This is a genomic window from Streptomyces sp. NPDC028305, assembly GCF_055569495.1.
The window spans coordinates 281,681-299,552 of sequence record NZ_JBVHTN010000002.1; the positions used below are offsets into that span (position 1 = coordinate 281,681).

The window sequence follows — 17,872 nt, forward strand, 5'->3', positions numbered from 1 at the left end:
GTCACACCTCTCGCTGAAGGTCGTCTTCGGTCGTCTCGCGCAGCTTCGCCGCCACCTCGTCCTCGGTCGGCATCGCCTCCGAGCAGGCCAGCCGGCCGGCCACGAGCGCGCCGGCGGCGTTGGCGAAGGACACCGTGCGCCGGGTGTCCCCGCCGGACAGCAGCCCGTGGCACAGCGCGCCGCCGAACGCGTCACCGGCGCCCAGGCCGTTCACCACCTCCACCGGCACCGGCGGGACCTCGACGGCCGAGCCGTCCCGGTCCATGGCCAGCACACCCTTCGGGCCCTGCTTCACCACGGCCAGCTCCACCCCGGCGGCGAGCAGCGCCTTCGCGGCGGCATACGGCTCGCGCTCGCCGGTCGCCACCTCGCACTCGTCGAGGTTGCCGACGGCCACGGTGGTGTGGCGCAGGGCCTCGGCGTAGTACGCGCGGGCGTCGCTCTTCCAGAACATGGGCCGCCAGTCCAGGTCGAACACCGTCGTCCCCGCCTTCGCCCGGTGCGCGAGCGCGGCGAGCGTCGCCGCACGGCTCGGCTCCTCGCTCAGCCCGGTGCCGGTGATCCAGAAGATCCGGGCGTCGCGCACCGCCGCCAGGTCCAGCTCCTCGGGCCGGATGTCCAGATCAGGGGCGCTGGGCAGCCGGTAGAAGTAGAGCGGGAAGTCGTCCGGCGGGAAGATCTCGCAGAAGGTCACGGGGGTCGGTGCGATCTCCGACGTACCGACGAAGCGGGCGTCGACGCCGTACCCGGCCAGGGCCGTCCGGACGAAGTCCCCGAACGGGTCCGCGCCGGTCTTGGTGATCACGGCCGAGGCGCGCCCGTACCTGGCGGCGGCGACGGCGACGTTGGTCGGGCTGCCGCCGAGGTACTTGCCGAACGAGGTGACCTCGGCCAGCCCCACGCCCGACTGGAGCGGATACACATCCACTCCGACGCGGCCCATGGTCAGTACGTCGAACGGCATCACGCTGGTTCCCTTCGCTCCGGAGATCCGGTGAATTGTCAGGGGAGTTGTCACGGGATTTCTCAGGGGATTTCTCACGGGAGAGGGGTCGCTGTCGCGCTCTACTAGCGCGCTCTAGTGCGAGTACGATGGCCCCTGTCCAAATGTCATGTCAATAGCTTGTTGCCAGAGGATTTCGCGGCTGCCCTAGGGTGGGCCCGTTGAAGGGGGTGGATTCACCGGTGGACACTGCGGGCAGGCAGCGGCCCACGATGGCCGACGTCGCCGACAAGGCGGGAGTGTCCCGCGCGCTGGTCTCGATCGTGTTCCGCAACCAGCCGGGAGCGAGCCGGGAGACCCGCGAGCGCGTGCTGCGGGTCGCCGACGAGATCGGCTACCGCCCCGACAGCGCCGCCCGGCTGCTGGCCCGTGGCCGCAGCCGCACACTCGGCGTGATGTTCACCGTGCACCAGACCTTCCACACGGACCTCATCGAAGGGATCTACCCCGAGGCCGAACGCCACGGCTACGACGTCCTGCTCTCCGCGGCGGCCGAGGGACGGAGCGAGGCCAAGGCGGTCGAGGCGCTGCTCGGCCACCGCTGCGAGGCGCTGATCCTGCTCGGCCCCGACGCGGCCCCCGCCTACCTCGATGAGCTCGGGCAGCGTGCCGTCACCGTGTCGGTCGGCCACCGGGCGCCGCGCGCCCGCGTGGACTTCGTGCACAGCGCCGAGGGCAAGGGGGTCCGGCAGGCCATGGACCACCTGGTCGGACTCGGGCACCGCGCGATTGTGCACATCGACGGCGGCCGGGGGCCCGGGTCGGCCGAGCGGCGGCGCTCCTACCGGGCCGCGATGCGCCGGTACGGACTGGAGCCGGAGATCCGGGTGATCCCCGGTGAGCACACCGAGCAGTCCGGGATCGAGACCGGCCGTCTGCTCCTGGACGAGCGCGACCGGGGCCTGCCCCTGCCGACGGCGGTCCTCGCGGGCAACGACCGCTGCGCCATGGGCGTGTGGATGGCCCTGGCGCGCGGCGGTGTCGACGTCCCACGGGACATGTCGGTCGTCGGCTACGACGACAGCCACCTCTCCCACCTCATGCCGATCGGCCTGACCACCGTCCGCCAGGACGCGGTGCTGATGGCCGAGCACGCGGTGCGGTTCGCCGTGGAACGGCTGGAGAACCCGGAACTGGAGCCGCGGGAGGCGGTGCTGGACCCGAAGCTCGTGGTGCGGGGGACCAGCGCGCCACCGCCGCGACGGGCGGACTGAACACGCCCCGCAGAGCCCGGTGGGGGACCGGACACCATGTCCGGCCCCCCGAGGGCGAAGCGTGAGCGGCCGCGGATCAGCCCGCCACCGGGTAGAGGAGGCAGTCCTCGGGCCGGATCAGCAGATTGATCTCCTGGCCCTCGTGGCGGACCGGGCTCTCGGCGTGGATGTCGAGGCCGCCGACGGCGAGTTGGTACTCGAAGCGGGCGCCCGTGCAGGAACACTGCGTGATCCTCCCGCGTCCGTACGACCTTCAAGTGCCGCCCCGTCGTGCCCAGTTCGACCCGTACGGTCCGGCCCTCCGCCGGAGCCTCGTCGACCCGGCCGTCCAGCAGATTGCACCGTCGGATGAAGCCCGCGACCTCCGGGGTGGCCGGGGTCTCGTGGATCTCGGTCGGAGTGCCTGCTGCTCCCCGCGGCCGCGCCGGCGAGTTAGGGGGAAGGCGTCGGTCGGCATTTCGAACATGGTTCGCAATACCGCAAGTTGGTGCTAGCTTCGTATTGTCATGTACTGGTACACCGAGGAGGGACGTCCGGTGGAAAGTGGCAGGATGACACGCCGCGCGGTGCTGACCGCGACGGCGGGGATGGCAGCGTTAGGTTCCGGGGTGTTCGCGGGGACAGCCGAGGCCGCGACGGGCGCGACGAAAGCGGCCGCCGCCCCGCCGACCGGGACCGTGCGAGTGTTCTGGCTCAAGCCTTCGGATGTGGCGTTCGACCAGCGGTATCCCGATGGCATCACCCGTGTGATGCAGGAGTCGCAACGCTACTACCGGCAGGAACTCGGCAAGACGTTCAAGCTGAACACCCCGGCCGTGGAGGTGGTCAACGGCGACCGCAACCGGGCCTGGTACGAGAACACGCCGAACGGCGACGACCCGTACTGGTGGGTCGTGTTCAACATGCACCAGGAGCTGCTGCGCAAGTTGTCCCTCCAGGCCCCGGACTCGCGCTGGCTGTGCGTCGGCGAGATCAGCGCCGAGGCCCAGGGCGTCTCCGGTGGCGGCGGTGGCGGCGGCTGGGTGATCCTCAGCGGCCACGACGCCGACGGTGCCGCCGGGACCAACGGCAATATGAACCGGTGGTACGGCGGCATGGTGCACGAGCTGGGCCATGCCTTCGGTCTGCCCGACTCCACGTCCACCGATGGCACACCGATGTCCGCGTCGTTCTACGACTACCCGAACTGTCACTTCAGTCAGTCCCAGAAGAACGGGATCCTGAACGGCCCGTACGGCAGCTTCCTGTCCTGAGCCATCGCCCGCGCGGAGGTGGCTGTGGTGTGCCGCAGGTCGTGCCCGCCGATCCGCGGCACACCGGCGCGCCGGGCAGTATCGGGCGCTGGGGGCGTGGTCAGCCGTCGGCGCGGACGAAAACCGGTTTGAGGTGTTTCTCCGGCAGCGTGTCGGGGAGCTGTTCCCAGTCGAGGACGTGGGAGACGACCCGTGCGGGGTCGACCGTGCCGGAGCGGGCGAGTTCGAGGGCGTCGGGGATGTGGTTGCGGACGTTGTCCCGGGCGATGCGCATCGTGACGCCGGTGAGGTACATGTCCAGCAGGGGCAGCTCGCCGGGGCGGAAGTGGTTGCCCGCCGATTCGCAGATGCCCTCCGGGGCGAGGGACTTGACGGCCAGGGCGAGCTGGCCGACGCGGCCCGTGGCCTCGACGGCGATGTCGAATCCGTGCCGGACGGGCTCGAGGGTCTCGGCGGTGGCGGCGCCGTAGCCGCGGGCGATCTCGCGGTGTCCGGGGTCGGGGTCGACGTACAGGACCTCGGAGGCGCCGAGCGCTCGGGCGATGTCGCACACGTACAGGCCGATGCTGCCGCGGGCGACGACCAGGACGCGCGCCCCCGGCCTGTCCTTGAGGTGGGGGGCGACCAGGCGCCACGACAGGGACCAGTTGTCGCCGGCCGAGGCCATGGCGACCGGGTCGAGGTCGGCGGGCAGGGGGACGAGCATGGCGTCCGCCCACACCACACGGACCAGGTCGGAGAAAAGGCCGCCCCAGCTGCCGCCGATCGGCGCGCCGTACATGGCCATGTGCGGTACGGCCGTGCAGTGCGCGGTCAGCCCGGCGCGGCAGTGGCCGCAGGTGCCGCAGTTGAGGGACCAGGGGACGACCACCAGGTCGCCGGGGGCCACGGTGGTGACGGTGTCGCCGGTCTCGACGACCCGGGCCACGCATTCGTGGCCAAGGGCGAAGGGCGGGTCGACGAAGGTGTGCCCGGCCAGGATCGCGGAGTCGACGTCGCAGGTGGTGGCGGCCACCGGGGCGACGATCGCCTCACGGTCGGAGCCCAGCCGGGGGTCGGGCGCCTCGCGCCATTCGACGGTGTGCCGGGCGACGTAGGTCAGTTCACGCATCGGCCCGCTGCTCCTTCGCGAGCGCGACCAGGTCGGCGTAGCGGATGACGGAGCCGCCCGCGCCCCAGGTGCCGTCGGGCTGCTCGTGCACCAGCACCCACACGCGCAGGGCGTCGCCCGGGTCGGCCGGGGAGAGCCCGGCGGCCGCGAGCACGGTCCTGGTGGCGTCCTCGACCAGGCCGGCCTTGCGCCGCTCGGACAGCGCCCCCTGCGGAACCGTCACCTCCACGAGGAACCGGGGCGCGTAGTCCTCAGCGGTGGTCTGCGCCCCCTCGGGCAGCTCGACGAGGTAGCTCCACGCCTGGGCGCGGAAGAACGCGGTGTCGGGTGCCCCCTCCCAGCGCAGCAGGACGGTGGCCAGGTCGCGCTGAACGGTCCCGCGGCCCTCCTCGGTCAGGGAACCGGGCGGGGCGGTGAGCCGGATCATCGGCATGGCGAAGTCTCCCTATCGTGCCGTACGCAAGATCTATGACAGTCGTTATAAGCGGGGGCCACGCTAGACTATGACAAGCGTTATATCCAGAGGGGAGCTCGGCCTTGGCCAAATCCAGCGCGCCGTCGCGCGAGCGCATCGTGGCCGGTGCGGCGGACATGATCAGCAGACGCGGTTTGAGCGCCACCAGCATCCGGGAGCTGGCCAAACACGCCAAGGCGCCGCTTGGCTCGACCTACCACTACTTCCCCGAGGGCAAGCAGCAACTGGCCACCGAGGCGGTGCGGTACGCGGGCGAGGCGGTCGCCCGCATCGTGCGCAAGGAGCTGGACGCCGGCCCGGCCGCCGGACTGCGCGCCTTCCTGGCTCTGTGGCGTGGCATCGTCGTGGAGAGCGACTTCCGCGCCGGCTGTCCGGTGCTCGCCGTCTCCGTCGAGGAGCCGGCGGCGGACGGTGAGATCCCCCCGTCCCTCGTCGCCGCGGCCGAGGCGTTCGATTCCTGGGAGCAGCTGCTCGCCGAAGCCCTACGGAAACACGGTGCCGCCCCCGACCAGGCTACGGGCCTCGCGGCCCTCATCGTGGCCTCCGTCGAGGGCGCCATCGCCATGTGCCGCGCCAAGCGGAGCATGCAGCCCCTGGACCGCGTGGCGCAGCAACTCGAAGCGCTGATTGTCAGCGCCCTCGACCACCCGGCCTGATTATGCGCGCAGTTTCCGATCGCAGATGGTCCAGGGGTAGAAGCCCATGGCGGACGCCTTGGTGTTGAAGTCCTTCACCGTGCCGGCCTTCGCGACGGCCTGCTGTTGGAGCTGCCCGTAGCGGATTCCGTCGATGGCGTAGGCAGGGGCGTAGCCGGGCTGGGCGAGGAAGGTGAAGCACTCGCCGAACAGGAACTCCTCGGTCAGGCCGGTTTGTTCGCCGGCCTGGTCGAGGAAGTCCACGAATGTGCGCCACCCCATGTTGACCTCGACGTCGCACATCGCCCGCAGGTGGCGCACCACACGCCAGATGTAGGTCTCGAACTGGGCGGCGCGGATCGCCTGGGACTGTTCAGCGGTGGTCTGCCCGTACAGATTCAGGTAGTCGCACTGTCTGCCGGTGAGGCCGGAGTGTCCGACGATGTCGGCCGCCGCGTGCGAGAAGTCCCACTCGCGCCAGAACGCCTGCCCCTCCGTGAGGGGCACCTGCATCGGCCCGGCGAGGTTGAGCAGGGGCGAGTCGGCGCGCTGGGCCGAGAGCACGAAGTTGATGCCGTGCGAGTACTCGTGGACCACGACGTTGAGCATCGTGAGCAGCGCGCTGGTTTTGTCCTCGGTGTAGTAGAGACACGACTGCGGTTTGTCCGTCAGGAAGTCGACCGCGATGTCCTGCCCGCCCGTGATCATCGGCTCCAGGTAGTGCGGCGTCGGGCTCAGCTTGAGTCCTGCGGGGACCTCGACGAGATACGCGTCGGCGAAGTTCGCGCAGATCTTCGCGGCGTCCTTGACGCGGATGGCGCCCACCGGCCACTTGCGGCCGACTTCGGCCCACACGTCGCCGACGGAGGAGCCGCGTGGCAGCCTCAGCAGGGACGCGAGCTCGGCGGCCAGGGCCTTCACGATGGTCAGGTCCTGCTCGAGCCAGGTGGTCGCGGTCGTGTCCAGGTCCGCGGCGCTGGGGACGAAGTCGTACAGGTCGGCGAGGAGCTGAGGATATCCCTCGGTGTACGTGGGTGCGCCGGTGTGTTCCCGCAGAGCGTGGATCACGGTCGGGACATCGTCCGCGTCGAGCCCCTTGATCGATCCGTCCACTGTCTGCTTGAAGTGGTCCAGTTTCTTCAGGACAGTGTCGATCTTCGCCGAGTGGTTCTTTTTGAGGATCCGCATCGTGGCTTCGCAGTAGGCGGCCGCGGTGAGGCACTGCCTACGGTGAGTGACGTCGAGCGGTATCTTGGTCAGCCGCTCCGTCTCGAAGTCGATCTTCTTGGCGGCGCTGTCGAGGAAGCCGGGAAGCCACTTCCTGGGGTCGGGGCGACCGAACGCCTTGCCGGTGAGGAGATCGATGTAGAAGGCCCCGTCGCCACAGTCCTGGACCGCCACGCCGGGCTGTGGCCAGGCGAGCTGCGTGGCGAGCAGCGTCAGCTGCCTGTCGGCGGTCGTGCGCAGGTCGGCGTCGGAGATCTCCGGCAGGCGCTTGCGGAGGGCGCCGATCTTGTCATTGGCGTCGTGCACCGCATCCGTGGTGGGGATGAAGAGGTGAGCGATGTCCTTGTTCTGTGGCCATCCGGAGGTGTACCCGGCGACTGGGAAGAGCTGCGCCCACTGGTCCGTGATGTCGTTCTCGAGCTTGGTGGCTTTCACGGTTGCTCCTTCGGTGCGCCGACGACAGAGCGGTCCGGGTAGGGGTAGTCGGGAAGCTTGTCGCTCCACCGTGCCGACTGCCACGTTGCGAGGTCGCTGTCGACCAGCTTGTCCGTCGTCCACTTCGTCGGGAGATCGTTCTGGGCGAGCAGAACGTACGGGGCACAGGCGAGCGCGGAGCCCACCTCGCCGGGCGCGGCGTACACGGCTCGGCTGACGGCGAACATCTTCGAGTAGGCCTTCTTGCGGTAGTCCGCTCCGCACATCTGGACGCTTTTCGCCACAGCCCACTCGTGCTTCAGCAGGAGGTCCTTGACCTGGTCGCCCGTGGGGAACACCGTCTTCGTTCCGTTCGTCTCGTACGGACGCGCGGGGAATTCGCCGCAGTCCTCGATGAACAGGTTGCTCTCCGTGGGGTCGTCCGCGATGGCGATCGCGATGAAGGCCCAGGCGTAGGAGGGTCCGCGTACGGTGATGCTCTTGTTGGCGCAGATGACATGGGCTCCGGGGAGGGGCGGGTGCCGTGGGACGTCAACGGTGCCGAAGAGCCGATAGGTCGCGTCGAGCAGGGGCGTGGCGTCGTAGACGTCCAAGGATTTGCTGCCGCCCCCATTGGCGGGAACGGTGAAGACCGGAGTCTTGGGGAGTTCCGCCTCCGCGAGGTGGTATCCCCAGAGGGCGCCGTTCAGCCCGCAGAACGAGGAGGCGGTGCCCATGTTGATCTGGCTGATGTTGGCGTCGGTCGCCTCGCATCGGTCGTAGGACACGATGTTCTCGGTGCCCTCGTCCAGGATGTCGGCCTCGTCGATCTTCACCGTGCCCACGGAGAGCTTCATGGTCGCGATGTATCCGGTGCCCTGCGAGGAGGGTGTGGGTGCCGGGTTGGTGCCCACGGGGTTGAGGTAGCCCATGGCGTACTCCTCCATGGGACCTATGGCGTTCCGCACCACGGACTTGATGTCGCCGGGAGTCGGGTTGTTCGGCATGTCGTTTCCCTTTCCAGCTCGGGTTCTCGACGCTGTCGTTCACCGCTTCGGGGGGAAGGTGGCCCACTGCCGGGTGGGCCGGTCGCGCAACCAGCCCGTCAACCACTCGTACTGCGGGTGTGTCGCCAGGAAGTCCTTGGCGTCGAAGGGGAGGCCGCAGGAGTTGCCCCAGCGGGCCTGGAAGGTCATGTTCGCCGCCATGTCGCTGTCCATGACCTTCCCGTCGTTGGCCCCGTGGGGGTAGAAGGGCTCCCGGCCGTGATTGCCGGCATGGCCGTCATCGAGGTCGAGATGTCCGCAGACCGACCGTGAACCGGGGCGGATGGCGTTGTCGCAGTAGACGTCGTGGTGATCCGCGATCACCTTCTGCGCCTGCTCGGCGGTCATCCGTACGGAGTTGCCGAGCAGCTGGTCGAAGCGCACGCGCCGGGCCCCGTTGCCGCGGAGGTCGGAGTAGGCGCCGGGATCGGAGGTCTCCTGATTGCGCACCCTGAGGTTCGAGGCGACGTTGTAGCAGGCGAAGTATCCGTCGGTGCGTTCCTCGGAGCCGTGTTGGGCCGAGCCCACATCGATGCGCGCGATCCTCTTCTTCGCGCTCTTGGCCTCTCCGACGAGCCATGTGTTCGCGTAGCCCCCGTTGTTGCCGTCGAGCATCCGCTGCTGCCATGTCTCGATGCTGTCGCCGTACTGGGCGGCCTTTCGGGAACGCTGGAACTCGGGGGTTTTGCCCTTGAGGAAGTGTCCGGTGAAGCTTCCGATGGTCGTTTCGCAGATCATCAGCCCCGCGTCGGTCACCACCCAGTCCGCGCCGCTGGTGATGTAGCCGGGGGCCGCTTGCATCAGCACGCGATGTCCCTTGCCCGCCGGAGGGACGATGTCGAGGATGATGTTGTAACACTCGGCGATGGCGTAACGGTCCCAGGTGTTGTGGGCCATCACGATCTTCCCGCCGTCGCTGGCCGCGCCCGTGGTGGCGAAGGCGCTGCACCGCCCCGAGGAGCTTCTGACGCGCGTGCCGACGGCCGTGTCCTGCGGCGGATCCAGCGGCCACCACGTCCCGACCAGCTCGTTGTACGCGTTCCAGGCGATCAGCACCTCTTCGGTGATGGGGACCTTTCGCCTGGGTGTGAACGCGGCCTTTCCGCCGGTGGCGCCCTTGACGATGCCCCTGATCTCGTCCAGGTATTCGTCGTCGAGGGGCCCGAACGCCTCCCCGACCAGACCGGCGAAGTACTTCAGGTTCTCACCGGTGTCCCACTCGGCCATGAAGTCGCCGACGTCGAGGGCGTCTCGTAGTTCCTTGGCCAGCGCTTTCCCGTGCTGTTCGCCGCGGTGTTTCGCGTCTCCTTCGAGACGAAGGTAGATCCAGCCCTCTTCCGGCACCGGCTCGCCCGGCGGCACAACCTTGTCGTCCATGGGATATCGCCCATTCACGAGACATTGTGTGTGTCGCCCCCGGGTCGGCCGCCTCCCCGCCCGCGCCCCCACTGGTGGCCAAACCCCCGCATATCACCATAGGGCAACTCGCGAGCCATCGCGCGACGCGGCGCGGGCCCTGCCAGCTTCCGGAGGGTGGTCAGCGGCCCGGGTCGAAGCGGCCGTGAGCTGTCCAGAACTGGTCAACGGCTCATGGAAGGCTCGATGGTTGGTTTTTCGGTGCGGCACCATGTGATTATGCCGCAGCGCGAGCAACTCAGCACCCTCCGCCGCGCAGCATGCTGACCATGGGCGCCCTATGGCGGTGGATATCTTTACGGAATTTCTCCACCCAGAGAGTTGAGTCGCTGCCGTATCGATTCTTCCTGTTGAATGAGATGTAATTCTTGGTAAATCCGCAGTGCTGCGGCCAAGTGTGCTTTGGCGGCATCGGCTCCCTGGATGCCTCCGATGATTCCAGCAATGCCCTCATGAGCGTGAGCCTCCTCGTACCGCCTGCCAAGATCCTGTGCGACTTTAAGTGCTTCGCGGTAGGTCTCTAGGGCAGTCTTGTCCTGGCCGCATTCACTCTGTATCGCTGCTGTTGCCGCCAGAATGCGTTGTCTCTGTTGCTGGTCGTCAATCTCTCGCGCTATTTCGTCGGCATGAGCTAAGTGGTTGCGGGCTTCAGTATATTGTCTCCGCGCCAGATGCGTGATGCCGAGGTTGACAAGCGAATCTGTCTGACCTGCCTTATCGCGTATGGCTCCATAATTCTCCAGTGCTTTTTGAAAGTAAGCCAGTGCCTGCGCACTGTCGCCCCCGTTGCGGCATACGTTGCCGAGGTTGTTGTAGAGGATCGCGAGCTGTTGTCTGCCGCCGAATTTTCTCACAAGAGCGAGTGATCTTTCATAGTACTCTCGTGCTTCTTCTTGGCGTCCCTGTAGGCTGTGAATTTCGCCGATATTGTTAAGCGCTTTTATCTGGCCGTGCATGTTCCCGTTACTCTGGTGTAGCTCGAGTGTGGCGCGGAATTGGCATGTTGCTTCCTCGAGATGCCCGAGATGTGCCAGTGTTATTCCTTGGTGATTGAGCGCCTCTGCCTCCCCGCTGAGGTTTGCGATCTGTCGATGTAGCGGTAGGGCTTCGTGGAAATTTTGGAGTGCTTCATGTAATCGCCCTGAGACGAGATCAACGATGCCTATTTGCTCAAGTGCTTCAGCTTGGATCCACACGTCACCCATGTTTCGGCCACGCGCCAGGGCCTCCTCTGCGTGCCGGAGGGCTTCCCTGTGAGCGCCTTGGGGGCGCAGGAGAGCAGCACGTTCGATGAGAAACTGAGCGGTCGCTGTAGCATTGTCCTGGTTGCGGGCAACCGTTAGTGCCGATGCGTTGAGGCCGGCAGCCACGTCCCACATGCCCCAGACGTGGAATGCGTGGTCGAGCACGTGGGAAAAGAATATGGCGTGCTCAGGATGCTCCGATGCGGCTAGACGGGCGGCTGCGACAAGGTTTCCGCGGTTTAAATCAAGCCATACCGACGCTGCGTCTGCTGTGCCAAATTCTGGCATCATGTGCGAGAGGAGTGCCTCTGAAACGTCAAGACGCCGACGTTGCGGGTACGCCAGGCGATCGCAGATGTCGGCCACTGCGAGGTAATGATTCAATACGCGTCGTTCGGCATCCCGGCGCTCGGACTCAGTATCATGCTGTTCACCGGTCTTCCGAGCGAAGTCACGGACCATGTCGTGAAAACGGTAGTGATCCTTTACGGGTTCTTCCAGAAGATGGGCATCGACCAGTTCGTCCACGCTTCTACGGGCTTCAGCGAGGTCTACGCCGGCGAGTTCTGCTGTGGCGTGAAGAGAAAGATCGGGACCGGGGTGCAGAGCGAGGAAGCGGAAGAATCGCTGATCCTTCTTGAGGAGTTCGGCGTAGGAGAGATCGAAGGCGGCTGCGATGCCAAGAGGAGTGTCGATCTCTTCGAGTAGATTGGCCGATTGCTTTAGCCGCTCAGCAAGATCATGTACGTCCCAGGCATCGCGATGTCGAAAACGGTTAGCAGCGAGGCGGATGGCCAGGGGGTGCCGGTCACAAAGGGCTACAATCTGCCGCACAGCAGAGCTGTCGAATTTTCGGTGGGAGCCTGCGATGCGCGTGAACATAACAGCGGCTTCCGCTGTGTCCGGAGCATCGAGAGAGAGCGACTGAGCTCCTTCTAGATCCGAAAGTCGATGGCGGCTGGTGACAAAGACTTGGCATGTTGGTGTACCGGGCAAAAGCGGTCGAATTTGCGTGGCGCTCCGCGCGTCATCGAGTAGCAGGAGCACCGAGCGGTGGGCAGTGCGTGTGCGCCATAGGGCCGCCCTCGCGTCGAGACTGGCAGGGAGCCCTTCGGCAGGTACGCCAACGGCCTGGAGCAGGATTGCGAGCGCATCCGCCGCATCGACCGGTGGTTGCCCATGATGGGCACGTAAATGGACGTAGAGGCATCCATCGGGGTAGCGAGCCCGCAGGCGGTGTGCGGCATGGGTGATCAGCGCCGTTTTGCCGACGCCGCCCATTCCATGAATGACAGTGAGCGGCAGTGCGGTTGCCTTGGTGCTGGGCGTTGCCAACAGCACAGCCAGTTCGTATCTGCGCCCGCTGAAGTCACTGATGTCACGAGGAAGATTGTCCGGAGGACCGAGGGGTTGGCGGCGAACTGGCTCGGAAGGTTGGAGTAGGAGACCGGGATCTCGCTTGAGGATGCGCTGATGGAGGTTCTCAAGTTCCGGGCTCGGATCAGCACCGAGAATTTCACCGAGACGTCGTCGCGTGTCCCGGTATACGGTGAGGGCAGCGCCGTGTCGACCGCATCGATGGAGTGCCAGCATTAGGTGCTTGGCATAGGGTTCCGGATCATGCTCATGATCTGCCAAGTTATAGAGCTCCGCCACGAGATCGGCATGGCGGCCGAGATCAAGCTCTAGGTTGATGCGTTGTTCCCTGACCTGTCGCAGACGCTCGGATAACCTCCGCCTCATAGCAGTGGCCCAGCCTCCGCTGAATTCAGCGAGCGGGTCGGAGCGCCAGAGGGACTCCGCTTGGCGTAGCAGCAGTGTTGCATGCTGGATGTCGCCCTGATGGGCTGCTTCGCGGGCCTGAAGATACAGGCGCTCGAATCGTCGGAGATCGACTGCGTCTGACGGAACATGGAGGGTGTAACTGCTGGCGCTGAATCCGATGCTGGCTTGATCACCAACGGCAGCTCGCAGCCTGGAGCGAAGGCGCGAGACATTGCTTTGCAATGTGGCCGTGCCGCTGGCAGGAGGGGAGCTATCCCAGATTCGTCTTATCAGTGTGTCAGCCGGAACGGGAGCTCCGTCCGCACATAATAGAACGGCAAGGAGATATCTCTCCTTCGTTGAACCGAGGCGTTGCTGTGAACCGTTGACCCATAGCTCCAGCGGGCCCAGTAATTGGAACTCCACCAGCGTCCCCTTCGCGCCGGTCGCTCCCGTTCATCGCCTGAGGTGGCCCAGTATGGCACGTACATGCCATAGTGGATAGAGGGTGTGTTACCGGGCGGATGCGCTGGGCATATTGATCTCGGATGCGTGCCGTTGGCGTGTAGGGGATGTGTCGCTGGTGAGGGGTGAAGCGTTCGTTCGACACGCGTATCGAACAGTGGATTGATCGCGGAGTTGTGTGTCCGATGCACGCGTCTCGGCCTGGAGGCGGCTTGAGCGAAGATGACGATGTAGGGATGCTGGGCAAGGCAGCTGGCTCCCCGGGGGCATGGCGCACGGTGGGGCACAACATCCTGGCAGGTACAGTCCACGGGCCCAGCGTGCAAGCCGCCGCGATCTACGGGGATGTATACATGGGTGCCAGTGCTGCCCACCACCCGCGGCTAATTCCGTGGCAACTCCCTCCAACGCCACGTCACTTCATTAACCGAACCGAGAGCCTTGGGATCCTCAACACGCTGCTCGAGCGTACGATGCCATCTGCGGCGATCATTACCGGCCCTGCAGGTGTTGGTAAGACATCCTTGGCCCTGCGGTGGTTGCGTGATCACAAGGAGGACTTTCCTGACGGTCAGCTGTACGTGGATCTACGCGGGCATTCCCATGGGGAGCCAATCGCTCCTAGCGCGGTCCTTGCGCAGTTCCTTCGGGCGCTAGGCGTGCCGGCCGACCAGGTTCCGGTGGAATTCGCAGAAAGAGTCGCTCTCTACCGAACTGTCACTGCTGAGCGGAACATTGCGGTTTTGTGTGACAACGCACTGTCGGCAGCGCAAGTCCGGCCGCTGATACCCGCGTCTCCGAATGCGTGCTGCTTGGTGACAAGTCGGTGGCGACTAACCCCACTGCTTCTTGACGGCGCTGAGCTTGTTTCTCTGGACCCGCTGGACCTCGACGCTGCCGTCGAATTGCTGGGTCAGATCGCAGGGTGGGACCGTGTCGCGATGGACAGCGCCGCTGCGCGGAAAATGGTGGCGTCGTGCGGATGCTTCCCACTCGCAGTATGTGTGGGCGCTGCGCTGCTGGTTTCCAGGCCGGGGTGGACCGTTGCTTCGGTGGCTGCAGAGCTCACGGCCCTTCGTTCGGCTGGACCCGATGAGGAGGTCTCCTTGACTGCCAGCCTTGATCAGTCGTACGAAGTACTGTCTGAGGGTGCTGCACGCCTGTACCGCCGCCTCAGTCTCCATCCCGGAGCCGCGTTCGGCATGGAGGTGGTCGAGGCGGTCGCCGCAACAACACCCACTATCGATCATGTGTCGGATTGTCTGATGGATCTTGTCGATGCCAATTTGCTTTCCTCACCCGAGCCTGAGCAATTGCGGTTCCACGACGTGATTCACCAGCATGCCCGAGGCCGCGCCGAGTCGGATGAAACCGGAGGCCAGCGTCGCGAGTCTATAACACGCATCATCGATTGCTACCTTTCCAGCGCAAACGCTGCCGACCACATCTTGTACCCGCAGAGACGGCGACCTCGAGTGGAGTACACATATCCAGACAGCCCTCGGGTAAATTTCACGGATACCACGTCTGCTCTCGAGTGGTTTGATCGCGAACGCGGTAATTTGCTCGCTGTCCAGCGGATGGCAGAGAATTCGGGTCTTGATACGGAGACATGGCAGCTGGCCGAGGCCATGTGGACCCTTTTCATCCATCTCCGGTATCACGATGACTGGATCTCCTCTCATGAACTAGGTGTCACTGCGGCAGTACGATGCCGCCACCCGGTGGCCGAGGCCAGGCTGCGGACCGGACTCGGTATCGCGCTACGGGATGCTGGCAGGCCGAAGGACGCCTTGCGAGAGTTCACCTCGGCGCTCTCCCTGCGCCGTGAGATTGGCGACCGTAGGGGTGAAGGGCTTGTCCTCCACAACATCGGCCTCACCCACCGGCGTCTGGGGGATTGGGGGAAGGCCCGTTCCATCCTGCAGACGGCTATTTCCGTCCGTGAAGAGGCAGGTGACACTCGCGGAACCGCCCGCGGATTCGCGGCTCTAGGTGAAGTAGAAAGCCTGACGGGGCATCATGAATCAGCTCTGGCTTACCTGACGCTGGCGCGGGAAGCGCTCATCAATACCGGGGACCCCTACGAGGCGCTCACCGAACGGCTGGTCGGTGAAGCACACCTGCGCGCTGGCGATGTTCAGGCTGCACGGCGCCACCTCACGGCGGCTCTGGAAGTGTTGCGCGAAGCCGGCGAAGCCTTTGAATCGGGTGCAATTTACGAAGCATTGGGCACACTCGCGCAGCGTGAGAACGACACGGCCTCGGCTCGACGCTTTTACACGCGAGCCGAGGCTGTTTATGCCCGGCTCAATGCTGAACGGGACGCTCGCCGGGTTGCAGATCTTCGTGGGAGTCTTGGAGCGGGAACTGATCGGTGACTCCCCCCGTTTCGCCTACCGCCATGTACCCACTCGGGTCTGCACCGGGTACACACAGCGCAGAGCTGCGAGTTCCCCGTCGGTCAGAAAGCCCTCTGCAGCAGACTCTGTACCGATTTTCCAACCAGCGAAGATCACGGCCGACTCCAGCGCCTCTACCGGCTCGCCGGAGGCGAGCCATCCGTGCAAGAAAGCGGCGAACAGTGCGTCTCCGGCGCCGTCGGTGTTGCACGCAGGCCGCGGATTCACGGCTGCGATTTCGACCAGTCTGCCATCCCTGAGGCCCATCACGCATCCCCGATCGCCTTTGCCTACTGTGGCGATGCGGCATCCTGGGTACCGCAGGAGCACGTTCGCGATCCACTCCTGTGGGGAGCAGGAGAGCCCTTCGTGACTGCGGAAGATCACGTCGGCGCACTCCAGCCATGGTTGCCGACTGATGTCATCGTGGTCCCTGGCTGCGTGCAGATCTGTTGCGATCGGCAGCTGCAGTAGCTCCTTCGCCACCCGCAGGAAGGGTTCGCCGAAGGGATTGCTGCTGATCACCGCAAGATCGGTGCCAACGGCTTGTTCGATGAAACTCTGCATTGGGTAGTCGGACGGGGTGTTGGCCCAGCCGCTGCGGGCCACGCGTCCATCAGACTCAACCAGAATCACCGTTTTCGCCGATTCCGGAACAGCGACTACACCAGGCCCGAGTAGCCCGGAGCGCTGTAGTGTTGCCCTGATGACTTGCCCTGCCGCGTCGGAGCCCACCGCTGTACACAGCCGAGGTGTATCCCCGAGGCTCAGGAGGGCACTTGCGATGTTGTACGCGCCACCTACCACCGAGCACCGCATCCATGCTGGTCGCCGGTAGGCGGTGTAGGCCAGCGGGAATCCTTCGACCGGCATGATCATCGACAGCCGAGTGACCCCCGCGATAACTAAGTGTGCCATTTTTCTTTATGTCTCCCCCTGTTGGTTTTTGCTGCTTGAGGGCCGTGGTCCGCAAGGGGTAGGGGGATCACCCGCAACGCCTCGCTGGGGCCCGCGGTTTCGAGCATGGGGGAGGCGCTTGGACGGAACGCTTGCAATGCGCATGTAGAAGTCTGTCCGGTGAGGACTGGCGCTCGGCGGTGTGGGTGTCCTGGGAGAGGTTGTTGTGTCCGCCCTCAAGTGCCGGGATGGGATGCTCTCGATGGGTCGGTTGTATTTTCAGTAGTGGCAAATGCAAACCAAGGGGGCTCCTTGATTCGATGGAGGTGGGTCGCTTTTGTGTAACATCGACCTTCGCCGCCTTGTTGCTTGTGGTGAAGGTCGATGTTGCGCCACGGTCACTTGGCCCGAGTGGGAGATGTCCTTTTATTTACCTTATACGCTAGATCATGAAGCGCAAAATGTCCATCATGATGGGGATTGCGTAAGTAGTGCTCAATGCCGCAACAGTCACCTTAAATACTGTGTGCCGTCGAGACTGACGCATGCTTCTCCTTCTGATGATAAACATGGATAAAGGGGGGCGGCGCTCGCCGTGAGTTCAGACCCTATCACTGAATGCGATCTTACGCTTACGCTCAATGGTGTTTGCGGACGCGTATTGATCCGAGTCTCCAGCCATGCGGTAGTCCGTGGATTTCTCCGGGTTCGCACAGCCGACGGGTGGTGTTCTGCTGCATCTGCAGGGCGGACGTCGCTTTGCCCGGGCCGAAGAACACGCCCGCCTCCCGTAGAAGGGTCACGACCCCGGGCGCACCCGGCATCGTGGCGCCCTCCGCGAGGGCGAGGGCCTCGTCCGTCGATCTCCCGGGAGGTCACGCTGCTGTCACCGGCCGGCACATCGATGTGCTCGCCGAGGCGACGATGGAGCTCGGCCATGACGGACTGGCAGAAGTACATGAACTCGGTGTCCGAAGGGACCTTGGGACCGACGTCGCTGGCGCACTTCCCGCCGCCGAGGCCGGTCAGGGCCTTTTTGAGGACCTGTTCGAAGCCGAGGAACTTCACGATGCCGAGGTTCGTGCCGGGACGGAGGTTAGGTGCAGTCGTCCCTCGTGCGGGCCGAGCGCGCTGCTGAACTCCACGCGTTAACGCCGGGTGACCTGCCACTTCGGCTCACACACGCGCTTCACGATGCGGGAGTTCACACACTCCGGGTAGGCGGCCGGCACCGGCGCGAGTACCTGGAGCACTTCGCGGGCCGCCTGGTGGAACTCGGGCTCTCCGGTACTGCAGCGCACGAAAT

At 65.3% G+C, this 17,872-nt stretch carries 13 protein-coding genes; 4 read left to right on the top strand and 9 right to left on the bottom strand.

The genetic code is table 11. The features are described from left to right. Position 1 precedes the first annotated feature (1 nt). Positions 2-964, bottom strand: coding sequence for a 5-dehydro-2-deoxygluconokinase (gene iolC, locus ACZ4WQ_RS08080; RefSeq protein ID WP_398374161.1), 963 nt, complete (start codon positions 962-964; stop codon positions 2-4). A gap of 251 nt (positions 965-1,215) precedes the next feature. Between iolC and ACZ4WQ_RS08085 the strand changes: the two genes are divergently transcribed. Both ACZ4WQ_RS08085 and ACZ4WQ_RS08090 read left to right on the top strand, forming a co-directional pair. Continuing rightward, positions 1,216-2,217: a LacI family DNA-binding transcriptional regulator gene (locus tag ACZ4WQ_RS08085; RefSeq protein ID WP_311722350.1), complete on the top strand. Its 1,002-nt coding sequence runs from the start codon at positions 1,216-1,218 to the stop codon at positions 2,215-2,217. 551 nt (positions 2,218-2,768) lie between these two features. Beyond that, a complete protein-coding gene (locus ACZ4WQ_RS08090) occupies positions 2,769-3,470 on the top strand; it encodes a hypothetical protein (RefSeq protein ID WP_398374163.1) in 702 nt (233 codons plus the stop codon). Between the two features lie 100 nt (positions 3,471-3,570). Here ACZ4WQ_RS08090 and ACZ4WQ_RS08095 read toward each other — a convergent pair whose 3' ends face one another. Next, positions 3,571-4,581 carry a zinc-binding dehydrogenase gene (locus ACZ4WQ_RS08095; RefSeq protein ID WP_398374165.1) on the bottom strand — a complete coding sequence of 337 codons (1,011 nt, stop codon included), beginning with the start codon at positions 4,579-4,581 and terminating at the stop codon, positions 3,571-3,573. After that, on the bottom strand, positions 4,574-5,014 hold the full coding sequence (locus tag ACZ4WQ_RS08100; protein ID WP_398374166.1) for a 4-oxalocrotonate tautomerase family protein: 441 nt from the start codon (positions 5,012-5,014) through the stop codon (positions 4,574-4,576). Before ACZ4WQ_RS08100 ends, ACZ4WQ_RS08095 begins: the two co-directional genes overlap by 8 nt. A gap of 104 nt (positions 5,015-5,118) precedes the next feature. Here ACZ4WQ_RS08100 and ACZ4WQ_RS08105 point away from each other — a divergent pair, with 104 nt between their 5' ends. Beyond that, positions 5,119-5,712: a TetR/AcrR family transcriptional regulator gene (locus ACZ4WQ_RS08105; protein ID WP_311722074.1), complete on the top strand. Its 594-nt coding sequence runs from the start codon at positions 5,119-5,121 to the stop codon at positions 5,710-5,712. Here the strand turns inward: ACZ4WQ_RS08105 and ACZ4WQ_RS08110 are convergent, their stop codons facing one another. The 4 genes from ACZ4WQ_RS08110 to ACZ4WQ_RS08125 form a co-directional block, all read right to left on the bottom strand. Next, positions 5,713-7,353, bottom strand: coding sequence for a hypothetical protein (locus ACZ4WQ_RS08110; RefSeq protein WP_385340045.1), 1,641 nt, complete (start codon positions 7,351-7,353; stop codon positions 5,713-5,715). Next, entirely contained in the window at positions 7,350-8,339 is a 990-nt protein-coding gene (locus ACZ4WQ_RS08115; protein WP_385340043.1) for a histidine decarboxylase, pyruvoyl type, read from the bottom strand. Before ACZ4WQ_RS08115 ends, ACZ4WQ_RS08110 begins: the two co-directional genes overlap by 4 nt. 39 nt (positions 8,340-8,378) lie before the next feature. Further along, positions 8,379-9,755, bottom strand: coding sequence for a C45 family autoproteolytic acyltransferase/hydolase (locus ACZ4WQ_RS08120; RefSeq protein WP_398374168.1), 1,377 nt, complete (start codon positions 9,753-9,755; stop codon positions 8,379-8,381). A gap of 335 nt (positions 9,756-10,090) precedes the next feature. Then, a complete protein-coding gene (locus ACZ4WQ_RS08125; RefSeq protein ID WP_398374169.1) occupies positions 10,091-13,228 on the bottom strand; it encodes an AfsR/SARP family transcriptional regulator in 3,138 nt (1,045 codons plus the stop codon). Positions 13,229-14,373: 1,145 nt separating this feature from the next. Between ACZ4WQ_RS08125 and ACZ4WQ_RS08130 the strand changes: the two genes are divergently transcribed. Next, positions 14,374-15,648 (top strand): tetratricopeptide repeat protein, encoded by a 1,275-nt coding sequence (locus ACZ4WQ_RS08130; protein WP_398374171.1) that lies wholly within the window; start codon positions 14,374-14,376, stop codon positions 15,646-15,648. A 15-nt stretch (positions 15,649-15,663) separates the two neighbouring features. Here ACZ4WQ_RS08130 and ACZ4WQ_RS08135 read toward each other — a convergent pair whose 3' ends face one another. Beyond that, complete coding sequence (locus ACZ4WQ_RS08135; protein WP_398374172.1) at positions 15,664-16,587, bottom strand: carbohydrate kinase family protein; 924 nt, start codon at positions 16,585-16,587, stop codon at positions 15,664-15,666. Positions 16,588-17,076: 489 nt separating this feature from the next. Further along, positions 17,077-17,736: a Glu/Leu/Phe/Val dehydrogenase dimerization domain-containing protein gene (locus ACZ4WQ_RS08140; protein WP_398374174.1), complete on the bottom strand. Its 660-nt coding sequence runs from the start codon at positions 17,734-17,736 to the stop codon at positions 17,077-17,079. Positions 17,737-17,872: the final 136 nt, after the last annotated feature.